13 protein-coding genes are annotated in these 12,723 nt (G+C 61.4%); all 13 read left to right on the forward strand.

The features are described from left to right. The first annotated feature begins 55 nt into the window (after positions 1-55). The 13 genes from JQ558_RS04645 to JQ558_RS04705 all read left to right on the forward strand — a co-directional run bounded on the left by JQ558_RS04645 (position 56) and on the right by JQ558_RS04705 (position 12,522). Positions 56-481: a YciI family protein gene (locus tag JQ558_RS04645; protein WP_212293026.1), complete on the forward strand. Its 426-nt coding sequence runs from the start codon at positions 56-58 to the stop codon at positions 479-481. A 116-nt stretch (positions 482-597) separates the two neighbouring features. After that, on the forward strand, positions 598-1,326 hold the full coding sequence (locus JQ558_RS04650; protein WP_212293027.1) for a TetR/AcrR family transcriptional regulator: 729 nt from the start codon (positions 598-600) through the stop codon (positions 1,324-1,326). A 106-nt stretch (positions 1,327-1,432) separates the two neighbouring features. Beyond that, entirely contained in the window at positions 1,433-1,918 is a 486-nt protein-coding gene (locus JQ558_RS04655) for a DUF2852 domain-containing protein (RefSeq protein ID WP_211999528.1), read from the forward strand. Between the two features lie 179 nt (positions 1,919-2,097). Then, positions 2,098-2,409: a type II toxin-antitoxin system HigB family toxin gene (locus JQ558_RS04660; protein WP_212213273.1), complete on the forward strand. Its 312-nt coding sequence runs from the start codon at positions 2,098-2,100 to the stop codon at positions 2,407-2,409. Then, positions 2,406-2,792, forward strand: coding sequence for a type II toxin-antitoxin system HigA family antitoxin (locus JQ558_RS04665; protein ID WP_212213096.1), 387 nt, complete (start codon positions 2,406-2,408; stop codon positions 2,790-2,792). Before JQ558_RS04660 ends, JQ558_RS04665 begins: the two co-directional genes overlap by 4 nt. 229 nt (positions 2,793-3,021) lie before the next feature. Then, positions 3,022-3,258, forward strand: coding sequence for a hypothetical protein (locus tag JQ558_RS04670; RefSeq protein WP_249142344.1), 237 nt, complete (start codon positions 3,022-3,024; stop codon positions 3,256-3,258). Positions 3,259-3,389: 131 nt separating this feature from the next. Next, the gene (locus JQ558_RS04675; RefSeq protein ID WP_212293109.1) at positions 3,390-4,157 is read left to right on the forward strand and encodes a serine acetyltransferase; all 768 of its coding nucleotides are present in this window, start codon (positions 3,390-3,392) and stop codon (positions 4,155-4,157) included. Between the two features lie 1,354 nt (positions 4,158-5,511). Beyond that, entirely contained in the window at positions 5,512-6,195 is a 684-nt protein-coding gene (tolQ, locus tag JQ558_RS04680; RefSeq protein ID WP_212207806.1) for a protein TolQ, read from the forward strand. A gap of 93 nt (positions 6,196-6,288) precedes the next feature. After that, positions 6,289-6,762, forward strand: a complete 474-nt coding sequence (locus JQ558_RS04685; RefSeq protein WP_212207624.1) for a biopolymer transporter ExbD — start codon at positions 6,289-6,291, stop codon at positions 6,760-6,762. Between the two features lie 35 nt (positions 6,763-6,797). Beyond that, positions 6,798-7,730 (forward strand): protein TolA, encoded by a 933-nt coding sequence (locus tag JQ558_RS04690; RefSeq protein WP_212207625.1) that lies wholly within the window; start codon positions 6,798-6,800, stop codon positions 7,728-7,730. 86 nt (positions 7,731-7,816) lie between these two features. Further along, positions 7,817-9,148, forward strand: coding sequence for a Tol-Pal system beta propeller repeat protein TolB (gene tolB, locus JQ558_RS04695; protein WP_212207807.1), 1,332 nt, complete (start codon positions 7,817-7,819; stop codon positions 9,146-9,148). A 172-nt stretch (positions 9,149-9,320) separates the two neighbouring features. Continuing rightward, a complete protein-coding gene (locus tag JQ558_RS04700; RefSeq protein WP_212207626.1) occupies positions 9,321-11,651 on the forward strand; it encodes a bifunctional diguanylate cyclase/phosphodiesterase in 2,331 nt (776 codons plus the stop codon). Positions 11,652-11,787: 136 nt separating this feature from the next. Further along, a complete protein-coding gene (locus JQ558_RS04705) occupies positions 11,788-12,522 on the forward strand; it encodes an N-acyl amino acid synthase FeeM domain-containing protein (RefSeq protein WP_212207627.1) in 735 nt (244 codons plus the stop codon). Positions 12,523-12,723: the final 201 nt, after the last annotated feature.

The following is a 12,723-nucleotide window of genomic DNA, read 5'->3' on the forward strand; positions in this document are numbered from 1 at the left end:
GAGTTCGCGCTTCGCGCGCGCCGGAATGACAGCTTCCAAAACAGGAAACCCCACCATGCGATTCATGATGCTGATGATCCCCCTGGGCTATGAAACCGCGGCGCCGGATGTGCAGCTCGATCCCGAGCGCGTCACGGCGATGATGAAATACAATGAGGCGCTGAGTGAAGCCGGAGTCCTGATCGCGCTCGACGGGTTGCACCCGCCGTCGATGGGCGCGCGGGTGTCGTTCGCGACCGGCAAGCCTGTCGTCACCGACGGTCCCTTCACCGAGGCCAAGGAAGTGCTTGGCGGCTACTGGATGATCGACGTCAAGTCGCGCGAGGAGGCGATCGCCTGGGCCAAGAAGTGCCCGGCTTCCGAGAACGAGATCATCGAAATCCGCCAGGTGCAGGAGATGTCCGATTTCTCCGAGGAAGTGCAGCAGGCAGCCAAAGGCTTCGAAGAGTTGCAGAAGGGAAATGCGCACAAGGCGCGGTGAGACGCTGGAACCCTCGGCTTGCGCCCGCTTGTGGAGCCACGCATTTCCGCCCGTTAACCTTCCTGAACGCCCAAAATAAGTGACCTTTATAGCCAACTCATGTAAAAGCCTTTCACATGAGTTGGCGCAAAGAACCCCGCCGCCCCGAGCGCGGCTATCATCACGGCAATCTGAAAGAAGCGCTGCTGCAGGCGGCGCTTGGCCTGATCGCCGAAAAGGGCGCGGCCGGTTTCACTTTTGCCGACGCCGCGCGGATGGCCGGCGTCAGCCCGGCGGCGCCCTACCGGCATTTTCGCGATCGCGACGAATTGCTGTCCTCGATCGCGCAGCGCGGCTTCGAGCAGTTCGAGGCGCTCTTGCTGCAAGCCTGGGACGACGGTCGCCCCGACACCGTCACGGCGTTCGAGCGGCTCGGCAAAGCCTATCTGGCGTTCGCGCGCAATGAGCCGGCGTTCTACTCGGCGATGTTCGAATCCGGCCTTCCGGTCGATCTTAGTCCGACACTGCAGGCGGCGAGCGAACGCGCCTTCGCCGTGATCAGGGCGGCAGCCGAGCGTCTCGCAGCGCTGGTGCCGCCGGGCATGCCGCGGCCGCCGGCGATGATGATGGCGCTGCACATCTGGTCGATGTCGCACGGCGTGGCGTCGCTGTTTGCGCGGGGCGATGCGGCGCGCCGCAAGCTGCCGATGTCGGCCGAGGATCTCCTGGAAGCCGAAGTGCTGATTTATCTGCGCGGGCTCGGCTTCCCGACCGATCGCAGGCCTGCCGCGAAAGACCCGGCGAGCGAGAAGCCGTCCGGCCCGCCGCCGGTTCCGCCGGCCGGCCCCTGGGGCTCTCCAAAATAATTTACCGGCGGCCGCTTGCCGCCCGCTTGACAAAAAACGTGGATGGTTTAGGTATGTAAATGTTATTTACATTCACAACGGCGTGATCGCCGTCATGGAGAGGGAAATGGCCTACACCGCAGATGTCAATCGATGGCGCGGCCCCGCTGAAGAAACCAGTCGGCCCCCGCATATGCTGGATAGCCCCTGGCATCCTGGCTGGATCGCCGTAACCATCCTCGGCTTCATCATCTGGTGGCCGATCGGGCTTGCCCTTCTCTTTTTCACACTCGGGAGCAGAAAAATGGGTTGCTGGAGTCACCAGGATCGCTGGCAGAACAAGATGGAGCGGATGCAGTACAAGATGGACCGGATGCGCGGCCGCATGGAGCGCCGTGGTTTCGGCTTCGGCGGTTTCGGCCCTCCCTCGAGCGGTAACCGCGCCTTCGACGAATACCGCACCGAAACGCTGCGGCGCCTCGAGGAAGAGCAGGTCGAATTCCGCGACTTCCTCGATCGCCTGCGTCACGCCAAGGACAAGGAAGAGTTCGACCAGTTCATGGCGCAGCACAAGCCGCGTCCGACCCCGCCGAACGATCAGCCGCAAAGCTGAACTTGAGCTAACGCCTCGGGCGTTGTGCCCCCATAGCGCCTGAAGGCTAACGAGCCGCCCGTTTGTGATCAGCACAGACGGGCGGTTTGGTTTATGCGGATACGCGGCGTCTTGCAGCCGCCTTCGCCCCAGTACCGGGGCGAGTTGTCACCAAATTGGTGACATGATATGACTTGGCGATGCAGGTGATCGCCCGTCGGACGCTGAGGGAATTCTGGGCGCGTTACCCGCATGCGGAGGGCCCGATTCGAGCGTGGTTCGCGATTGTCGCCAAGGCACGATGGAAGGGGCCGGCCGAGATAAAGCGGCAGTTCGGAGCTACCGTCGATTTCGTGGGCGACAACCGGGTCATCTTCGATCTCGGCGGCAACAAATACCGGTTGATCGTTCACGTTTCCTTTGCGTTCGGACGCGTCCTCGTGAAGTTCATCGGTACACATGCTGAATATGATCGTATCGATCCGGAGACCGTGTCTTGGCGAAGAAAATGATCCGTCCGATTCGTACCGAAACCGAATACGACGAGGCGCTCGAAGAAATCGAGCGGTACTTCGAAAACGAACCGAAGCCGGGCACGCCGGAGGCGGATCGCTTCGATCTTCTCGCGCTGATCGTCGAGGACTACGAACGCAAGCGCTGGCCAATCGACCCGCCCGGGACGATTGAGGCGATCCGCTATCGCATGGAAACGGGCGGCTATACCCAAGCCGATCTCGGGCGTCTGCTCGGCTCACGGCAGCGCGCATCGGACATCCTGACCAGAAAGCGTGCCCTCACGATGCGGATGGCCTGGAAGCTGCATCACGAGTGGAACATTCCTGCGGAAGCCCTGATCACGCCGCCGCGAACCCGCGGACGAAAGTCAGTGGCGTAGGCCCGCAGGCCATAGCAACGAACTGCTGCAGGATGATGCGGTGGGATCGCTCGCTGGCGCGATGGCGTCCAGCGTATGCCAACCAGCCGGCCCGCCGCTTGATCTGGCCGTTGAGGCGCTCAGCGGCGGTTACCCTATGCGCCGGCGCGGCGTCGCCCGGGTTTGGTTGCGGCCATCTCGCAGAGATGCCACTGTAAGAAAACAGGGCCGATATGTCATACTCCGCCTCATGACCACGAAATTACTTCAGGACGCAATGCGACGTGTCGAGGCTTGGCCAGAGGCTGCCCAGGTGGAGCTTGCCGAGCTTGCGCTGGAAATCGACGCGGGATTTTCCGGGGAAGACTATCGCGCCACTCCCGAGGAACGCGCAGAGATTGAGCGTGGCCTGAAGGATGCTGGCGAAGGACGCTTTGCAACGGACGAGCAAGTTAGGGCCGCGTTTGATAAGTTTCGTCGTGCATGAAGATCGTCTACACCGAGGAGGCGCTCCGCAACCTCGATGATATCAGCGACTACATCCGCCAAAACTATCCGACCATGGCGCAGTCCCCTGGACGACCTATATTTCGAGCCGGCGCAACTGAGGCGATGGCGATGATCCAGAACCAGGTTCTACCAGTCGACCAGATCTGGCGATCCCTCCGCCGCGAGGCGGAAAGCGTCCTCGCCAGCGATCCGCTGTTCGGCGCTTCGCTGTCATCAGCGATCCTCGATCATGCCGATTTCAGTCGCGCGCTCGCCCATCAGATCGGCGAACGGCTCGGCAAGACCGCTGATGACCGCGAGCTGTTCGCACGTGTGGCCCGTGAGGCCTTTCATGCCGCGCCCGACCTGATCGATGCGGCAAGCCGCGATCTGCAAAGCATTGCCGTTCACGATCCTGCGACCAAAGGGCTGCTGCCGCCGCTGCTCAACTTCAAGGGCTACGTCGCGCTGCAGGCCTGGCGCGTGTCCAACTGGCTCTGGCGTAACGAGCGAACCGATCTCGCCTTGTTGCTGCAAAGCCTGTCGTCGGATTCCCTGCAGGTCAGCATCCATCCCACCGCCTCGATCGGCGTCTCGGTGTTTCTCGATCACGCGACCGGCATCATCGTCGGTGCCTTCGCTGTCATCGGCGACGAGGTGACGATCCTGCAAAACGTCACCATCGGCCGGAAGCAGGCGCTGCCGGGCCGTGCGCCTCGGATCGGCCCCGGCGTGCTGCTCAGCACCGGCGCCACGATCCTGGGCGATGTCAGCATCGGCGACTTCGCCAAGATCGGCGCCGGCGCGCTCATCGAGCAAGACGTGCCGGCCGGATGCACCGCCGTCGGCATGCCGGCGCGGCTCGTCAATTGCGCCGAGGCGGGGCTGCCGGCGTGAGCTGCGTCGCTCCTCGCGCAAGCACGATCTCGGGTGCCGGCTGCGACAAATCAACCCGACGGGCAAATAAGTTCTGAGTTTCAGAAATCGTGTCAAGTAGAAAGTTTCTGTAAATCAAAAATATTTCTGTTGTCGGCCGACCCAAATCAGTGCGCATCTATCGCCATCCCGTCCTGGTCAGAAGGGCGTCGGCCGTCGTCACGGACGTTGGACGGGTTGCGGTGGACGCTGGTTTACGTCTGACGACGGCGTGGATTTAGCGTACGGCAAAACCGTGTGGTCCTGGCGCCCGTTGCAGGCGTCAAGCTGTCGGGTAGGCGAGAGCTGAACGGCAGCGACGGAGTCAACCAAGAACTCGTCTCCGGGGAGATCACGGCATAAGCCGTAAAGCCATTGCGCAGGGAAGGCCGGGTGTTCTCCGCTGCCCTGTATGCTCGTGTGCAGCTTTCTTTGCACTATTCGCACACGAGACCGCGGGTGCAGCGCACACCCGGTCTTCCCTGCGCCCTCTATTTGAAGAGGGCGGGAAGTTTCCAGCAAAGCTCGGGCGCAATGCGTCGCGAGATCGCGAAACTGCGTTTGGTGCACAGCGTAGCTACAAACACCGCCGTCGTCCCGGCCTTGAGCCGGGACCCATAACCACAGGAAGAAGTTTTGCGGATGGTCTCGGCTACCGAACCTCATCGAGAGATCACGCGGTATGGGTCCCCCGATGCGCAATTGCGCATCTGAGCTCAAGGCCGGGACGACACCGAGCAAGACCCCAGGGCCGCCCGAGCCGGGGAACCCGGTTCCACCCCCCATAACCGTCCGGCCTGCCTTGATTTCCGGCAGTCAAATTGTCCTTTGGTAACCTCGCATTAACCAAGATTAGCGTCTGGTTAGGGACGTAAAGACGCGCGGATAGCCCTCGTTTTGACACGTTGGCAGGGGAAGCAGGACCCGGCTTTGGACGGGCCCCCCATGTGACACCAATGAGGCTCTCGCGCTGGCGCATTTTTCGCCGCGCCCGATGCGCGGCTGTGGAACCGGCAGCCAGTCGCTCCCGGAGGAATTTGGGAAGGAGCATGATCCGGAAAAGTGGGACCCGGTTTTCCGAAAAGATCATGCTCCAAACAAGAGACCGAGCATGATCCGGAAAAGTGGGACGGTTTTCCGAAAAGATCATGCTCCAAACAAGAGATAGAGCATGATCTGGAAACGTGGAAACCGGTTTTCCGAAGAGGGTCATGCCCAAACGAGAGCATTGAGAGGATATGATCTGGTGATCCGGAGATTCCTGCAGTTCGTGACGCTGGCCTGCCTTCTGGCAACGGCTTCGTCAGCCAGCGCCCAACAGGTCGAAACGCAATCGCTGTCGCTGGCCGCGTCAGACGTGTCGCTGATCGCGCTGTTCCTGCAGGCGCACTGGGTCGTCAAATCAGTGATGATGGGGCTGCTCGCCTGTTCGGTCTGGGTCTGGGCGATCGCCATCGACAAGATTTTTCTCTATGCGCGCACCAAGCGTGCGATGGACCGTTTCGAACAGGCGTTCTGGTCCGGACAATCGATCGAGGAGCTTTACCGCTCGCTCTCCGCCAAGCCGACGCAATCCATGGCAGCGTGCTTTGTGGCGGCGATGCGCGAATGGAAACGTTCGTTCGAGAGCCAGACCAGGTCCTTTGCCGGCCTGCAGATGCGGATCGAGAAGGTGATGAACGTCTCCATCGCCCGTGAAGTCGAGCGGCTGGAACGGCGGCTTTTGGTGCTGGCCACCGTCGGCTCGGCCGGGCCGTTCGTCGGCCTGTTCGGAACCGTCTGGGGCATCATGTCGAGCTTCCAGTCGATCGCGGCCTCGAAAAACACCTCGCTGGCGGTGGTGGCGCCTGGTATCGCGGAGGCGCTGTTTGCCACCGCGATCGGCCTTATCGCTGCCATTCCGGCGACTATTTTCTACAATAAGTTCATTTCCGAGGTGAACCGGCAGGCCCAGCGGCTGGAGGGGTTCGCCGACGAATTTTCAGCGATCCTGTCGCGCCAGATCGACGAGCGGGCATGATCCCGAAAAGTGGAAACCGGTTTTCGGACCAGATCATGCCCCGGATAAACGGCGTGAGGAGCGGTCAATCGTGAGCATTGTGGGCATCCGATCATGGCGATGAACATGGCAGGTTCGGCAGGTGGCGGTGGACGCCGCGGCCGGCGGCGCGCCGCCGTGATGGCGGAGATCAATGTCACGCCGATGGTGGACGTGATGCTGGTGCTGCTGATCATCTTCATGGTGGCCGCACCGCTGATGACCTCGACCATCGATATCGATCTGCCTGTCGCCAGCGGCGGCAAGTCGCTGGCGTCGAACGCCCCGCCATTGACGCTGTCGGTCAAGCGCACCGGCGGCTCCTGCAATTCGAATGTCGAACTATATCTGGGGGATACATTAATCCCTGCCGCCGACTTGCTGCCCAAAATCAAGGCTATCCGGGAAACCCGGTCGGAGGCCGAGAGCGTGGTCTATCTGCGCGGCGATAAAGACGTCTGTTACACGGATATGATGAAGTTATTGGGGTATATTAGGACGGCGGGGTTCAAGGCGAACATCGTGATCATCCCTGAGGGGGGCTCGTGAGCGATCCCGTTTTTGCGCGGAGCGGAAAGACTTAAGTGAAGCTCAAGATCGACAAGACACTGGCTGCGTCGGTCGCCCTGCACGTCCTCGTGCTGGGGTACGGACTGGTGTCGTTCTCGACCAAGGCTTACGAAATGACGCCGGAGGAATCGGTCGCCGTCGACGTCATTTCCCCCGACCAGCTCGCCAAGGTTATGGCCGGCATGAAGACCGGCAAGAAGGAAAATCCGAAGCCGCTGGTCGACAAGGTGGCTGAAGCCAAACCGATCGACGACGCGGTCGGCAAGGTGACCGAGAAGGCGCCGGTCATCACCGAAACTGCGCCGCCGCCGCAGCCGAAGGCCGAGGAGAAGCCGGTCGAGAAAAAACCTGATCCGCCGAAGGTCGCCGAAAAGCCCAAGGAAGAGCCGAAGCCGGAGAAGAAGCCGGATCCCCCGAAGGTCGATCCGATCGCGGAAGCCATCAAGAAGGAAGAGAAGAAGCCGCCGCCGAAGCCGGTCGCCCAGCCTGCGGCAAAACCGCCGGAGCAGAAGCAGAAGATCGTCGAACGGCACTTCGATCAAACGCAGATTGCGGCGCTCTTGGACAAGCGCGACGCGACGCGGCAAGCCGCGACTGGTGCCACGCTGAATTCCAACGCCGCGCTCGGCACTTCAAAGGGCACGGCAGCAGACAACTCCGCGACCTGGGGATCGATGTTCAAGCAGCAGGTCGAGCGATGCTGGAAAAAACCCTATGGCGGCATCGAGTCGCAGAAGCCGGAAGCGGCGTTTGCGATCCGCCTGAAGCGCGACGGTACGCTCGAGGGAATGCCGGTTCCGGAAGGAACACCGGCAACGCCGTATTTGCGCGTCTATCAGGAGAGCGCGTTGCGCGCGATCATCGAATGCCAGCCGTACAAGCTGCCTGCGGCGTTTTTCGAGGAATGGAAATATTTTGCGCCGGTGTTCACCGAACAGAAGACCTGAAGCTTTTGTAATTTGGTGGTCACCTCCCGGCAATCACGGATATGAGCAAAGTCGAAGCGATGACTGACAAAGATGGATTGCCGAACATGCTGTTTCGCCCGAACCGCCGGCAGATCATTACGGGAATGGCGTCAGCGGGCCTGCTGATGAGCGGCCAGCGTGCCTTCGGCCAGGCGCCGAAACGCATCATTGTGCCCGAGGGCGAATTCACGCCGCTCCCCATCGCGATCCCGAATTTCGCTGCCGGCACGCCGGCAGACACCGAGGTCGGCGCCGGCGTCACGCAGGTCATCACCAACAACCTGAAGCGCAGCGGTCTCTTCGCGCCGATCGATCAGGCGGCCTACATCGAGAAAGTAATCAACATCGATGCCGCGCCGAACTTCCAGAGCTGGAAGAGCATCAACGCGCAGGCGCTGGTGACCGGCCGCATGACGCGGCAGGGCGACGGCCGTCTCAAGGCCGAATTCCGGCTCTGGGACGTCAACACCGGCCAGCAGCTCACCGGCCAGCAATATTTCACCTCGCCGGAATACTGGCGGCGGATCGCCCACATCATCTCCGACCAGATCTACGAGCGCCTGACCGGCGAGAAAGGCTACTTCGACAGCCGCGTGGTGTTCGTCGACGAGAGCGGCTCCAAGGAACGCCGCGTCAAGCGGCTGGCCTTGATGGATCAGGACGGCGCCAATGTGAAATATCTGACGCGCGGCGCCGACCTGGTGCTGACGCCGCGATTTTCGCCGTCGACCCAGGAAATCACCTATATGGAGTTCGGGCAGGGCGATCCGCGCGTCTATCTGTTCAACATCGAGACCGGGCAGCGCGAGATCGTCGGCAACTTCCCGGGCATGTCGTTCTCGCCGCGCTTCTCGCCGGACGGCCAGCGCGTCATCATGAGCCTGCAGCAGGGCGGCAATTCGAACCTGTTCGTGATGGACCTGCGCTCGAAATCGACCACGCGGCTGACCGACACGCCGGCGATCGACACCTCGCCGTCCTATTCGCCGGACGGAGCCCGCATCTGCTTTGAGTCCGATCGCGGCGGCAAGCCGCAGATCTATGTGATGGGCGCGACCGGCGGCGGCGCGCAGCGCATTTCGTTCGGCGAGGGCAGCTATTCGACGCCGGTGTGGTCGCCGCGCGGCGACTACATCGCCTTCACCAAGCAGGGCGGTGGTCAATTCGCGATCGGCATCATGAAGCCGGACGGATCGGGCGAACGCATTCTCACCTCGGGCTTCCATAACGAAGGCCCGACCTTTGCGCCGAACGGCCGGGTGCTGATGTTCTTCCGCGAGCCCGGCGGCAACAGCGGCCCTTCATTGTTCACCGTCGATATCTCCGGGCGCAACGAGTTGCGGGTTCCGACCCCCGGCTTCGCCTCCGATCCGGCATGGTCTCCGCTGTTGTCCTGAGCGTTCCATGGGTTAGGGCGTTAATCGGCAAACATTGCCTAGCGTGCTGATTTATCAGGGGATTTCTATAGCCTGAAATCGAAAGCAACGTCTTGGTAACGATATTCCCTCAGAAAGACTTCATCTGCAAAGGGTAAGACTACGCACCCGAACAGGACGGCGTACACCCGACATGCAGCTCGCAAACCAGACCGGAGAGTCCGACCAGAAGATGTCGCCGTATCTTCGCGCGGCGCTGATCGATTCGCTGTTCGAAACTCGCGCTCCGCTGCTCACGGGTCTTTTCTTCGGCGCCGTTGCGGCGGCCGTGACCGCGCTGAAGACCGGAGAACCGCTGATCTGGGCGTGTGTCGCGCTCCTCATCTTCGCCGCCGCCATCCGGGCGTTCGACTTGCGGCGGTACCACACACGCAAAGCGACGCTGACCGCCGATGAAGCTGCGCGGTGGAAGAGCCGGCATCAGATCGGGGCGATCATCCAGGCCGCCGCGGTCGGCATCTGGTGCTGCACCACCCTGTTGGTCTCTGACGACGCCGTCGCCCATATGATTTGTCTGTCCACAACCACCGGATTCGTGGCGGGCGGTGCGGGCAGGGCCTATGGACGGCAATGGATATTCCAGCTGCAGGCTTACCTCTGCTTCGGCTCAACGGTCATCGCGCTGGCATTGCGTGGCACGCCCTATTACATGGCCATGTCGGTCCTGTGCGCCGCATTTCTCGTGGTGGTCATACAGATTTCGGCCAATCTGCACAGAATATTCATGCAGGCGCTGATGGCGCGCGAGCGCGAGGCGGCGCTGGCCGGCCAGTTCGATACCGCGTTGAACAACATGCCGCACGGGCTGTGCATGTTCGGCGCTGACGGCCGCCTTGCGGTCATGAACCACCGCTTCAGCGAGATGATGAACCTGCCTGACGATTCGGTGCAGGGTGCCGCCAGTGCGTCCGACATTATTGCAGCCTGCGTCGCCTCTGGTTCGATTTCGCACGCGAGCGGCAGCATGATCCTGTCGGAAATCGAGAGCTCGCAGGCGCGGGACATGATCACGACCGATCCCGACTTCACGCGCAACCGGTCACTGTCATGGACGTTCCAGCCGATGGCGGGCGGAGGCGCGGTGGTCTTGCTCGAAGACATCACCGAGCGGCGCGACGCGGAAGCCAAGATCAGCCATCTCGCGCGTTACGACGAACTCACCGAGCTTCCCAACCGGGTCAATTTCCGCGACGAAATCGGGCGCCTGCTGGCCATTCAGCAAGGCGCCGACAGGTTGTCGGCGCTGCTGTTCGTCGACCTCGATCAATTCAAGCAGGTCAACGACACGCTGGGTCATCCCTGCGGCGACCAGTTGTTGTGCGCGGTTGCCGGCCGGCTGCGCGAGATGTTGCGTCCCGAGGACTTCGTGGCGCGGTTTGGCGGCGACGAATTCGTCGTGTTCCAGCAGGACATTCACTCCCATGAGGACGCGGCAGGTCTTGCCCGGCGTATCGTCGACCGGCTGAGCGAGCGCTACAAGATCGACAATCATCTGGTCGAGATCGGCGCCAGCGTCGGCATCGCCATGACCTCTCCCGGGGTCAGCGCGGATACGCTGCTCAAGAATGCCGACATGGCGCTGTACCGCGCCAAGGCCGACGGCCGCGGCACCTTCTGCTTCTTCCGCGACGAGATGGCCCAAACCGTCGAAGCGCGCCGCATTCTTGAACTCGACCTGCGCAAGGCGCTGGCGAACGAGGAGTTCGAACTGTTCTATCAGCCGCTGGTCAATATCAAGTCGGGCAAGATCGCGACCTGCGAGGCGCTGCTGCGCTGGAATCATCCAATCCGCGGCACGGTGTCGCCGATCGATATCATTCCGGTCGCCGAGGATATGGGCCTGATCGTCGATCTCGGCCGCTGGATTCTGCGCAAGGCCTGCATGGAGTGCATGAAGTGGCCCGAGGCCGTCAGCGTCGCCGTCAACTTCTCGCCGCAGCAATTCCATCAGCGCGACGTGCTGAGCGAAGTCCGCTACGCGCTCGAGGTCTCCGGCCTGCCGGCGCACCGGCTCGAAATCGAGATCACCGAATCCTCGTTATTGCGCAACACGCAGCTGACCCATGATGTGCTGTCGCAACTGCATTCACTCGGCGTGCGGATCTCGCTGGACGATTTCGGCACCGGCTATTCGAGCCTGAGCTATCTGCACAACTTCCCACTGCAAAAAGTCAAGATCGACCGTTCCTTCCTCGAAGGCATCGATACCGATCGTCCGCTGACGTTGCTGCGGGGCGTGGCGCGGCTCTCGGCCGATCTCGGCATGTCGGTCGTGGTCGAGGGCATCGAGACCAACGAACAACTCGAATTGATCAGCACCGATGGCACGGTGACCGAGGCGCAAGGCTATCTGTTCAGCCGGCCGGTCCCGGCGGTTCGGGTTCGCCAATTGCTGAACGCTTCCCACGGCCGCCGTTCGCCGGACGAGCCGCTGGTTGTGGTGCCGTCGCGTTCGATCGCGTGATACAACTTCCCGTAATATTACGGACGGTTACGGCCACAAAGGTTAACCCTAACGTCTCGATAGCTTTGCAATTTTGTTAAGGAGCTGTTAAGTTTTTCGTACTCGCTCAGGTTGTTTAGAAGTGATGGAGTACGTGATGAAATCCGAAGCCGAACCGCGCGCTTCGTTCGCTGTTCGGGGAGGAGCGCTGTTTGACCGCGTCGATTACCGACCCATCGAAACTCCTGAGGCGAAAGACCAGCTCTATTTGATGCGCTACAGGGCCTATACGCACGGCAATTTAATTCCGCCGTCAGGGACCGAGCGCTACAGTGATCGCTACGACGATGCGCCCAATGCCTGGACGTTCGGAATCTATGTTGACGGAGAACTTTATAGCTCCATCCGTCTCCACGTCCTGACGTCCGAACAACGGATGTCCTGCACGACCGATTTGTTTGGCGATGTTCTTCATCCTCGCCTCGATCGCGGCGAAGTGTTCATCGATCCGGCCCGTTTTGTTGCAGATCCGGATAAAGCCCAGCGTTTCCCGGAGCTTCCTTATCTGACAGTGCGGCTGGCCTATCTGGCATGCGAGTATTTCAACGCCGATACCGGGCTCGCGCTCGTTCGCCCCGCGCACCAGTCGTTTTATCGCCGGGTCTTTCTTAACGAGACCATCGCCGACCCGCGCCAATTTCCGAACGCATTGGCCAAGGTGGCATTGATGGCGTCCGATTTCCGCGCCGTGCGGGAACACGTCATGACCCGGTTTCCCATCATGCGCTCAAGTGCATTCGAGCGGCGGATGCTGTTCCAGCGTGCGCCTCATTCCTTCCAGGATGCCGAAATATCGACCTTCGAGCGAGCCTCGATCGTTCCCAGTTCCTGAAGCTGCCGGGCCGGAATCATCAGGAATTTGCTGTCCGCCGGCAGGGGCCGCCCAATCGGCGCACAAACCGCCCTGTGCCGCGCGCCCAAAGTGACGATTTCGGCCTCAGCCCGCTTGCCTTCACCGTCGCGCCACATTTACAAACCATTAACCATCGTGGGCGCTTTTCACGGTTTGTCGGCATTTGATCGGGTCTGGCAA

Source organism: Bradyrhizobium sp. AUGA SZCCT0160 (assembly GCF_018130105.1).
GTDB lineage: Bacteria > Pseudomonadota > Alphaproteobacteria > Rhizobiales > Xanthobacteraceae > Bradyrhizobium.

What these genes read in the sequence shown, in the direction of transcription:
- JQ558_RS04655 (WP_211999528.1), top strand. Translation starts at nt 1,433, where the DNA reads ATGGCCTACACCGCAGATGTCAATCGATGGCGCGGCCCCGCTGAAGAA.
- tolB (WP_212207807.1), top strand. Translation starts at nt 7,817, where the DNA reads ATGCTGTTTCGCCCGAACCGCCGGCAGATCATTACGGGAATGGCGTCA.
- JQ558_RS04705 (WP_212207627.1), top strand. Translation starts at nt 11,788, where the DNA reads ATGAAATCCGAAGCCGAACCGCGCGCTTCGTTCGCTGTTCGGGGAGGA.
- JQ558_RS04645 (WP_212293026.1), top strand. Translation starts at nt 56, where the DNA reads ATGCGATTCATGATGCTGATGATCCCCCTGGGCTATGAAACCGCGGCG.
- JQ558_RS04670 (WP_249142344.1), top strand. Translation starts at nt 3,022, where the DNA reads ATGACCACGAAATTACTTCAGGACGCAATGCGACGTGTCGAGGCTTGG.
- JQ558_RS04650 (WP_212293027.1), top strand. Translation starts at nt 598, where the DNA reads ATGAGTTGGCGCAAAGAACCCCGCCGCCCCGAGCGCGGCTATCATCAC.
- JQ558_RS04685 (WP_212207624.1), top strand. Translation starts at nt 6,289, where the DNA reads ATGGCGATGAACATGGCAGGTTCGGCAGGTGGCGGTGGACGCCGCGGC.
- JQ558_RS04660 (WP_212213273.1), top strand. Translation starts at nt 2,098, where the DNA reads ATGCAGGTGATCGCCCGTCGGACGCTGAGGGAATTCTGGGCGCGTTAC.
- JQ558_RS04675 (WP_212293109.1), top strand. Translation starts at nt 3,390, where the DNA reads ATGATCCAGAACCAGGTTCTACCAGTCGACCAGATCTGGCGATCCCTC.
- JQ558_RS04665 (WP_212213096.1), top strand. Translation starts at nt 2,406, where the DNA reads ATGATCCGTCCGATTCGTACCGAAACCGAATACGACGAGGCGCTCGAA.
- JQ558_RS04700 (WP_212207626.1), top strand. Translation starts at nt 9,321, where the DNA reads ATGCAGCTCGCAAACCAGACCGGAGAGTCCGACCAGAAGATGTCGCCG.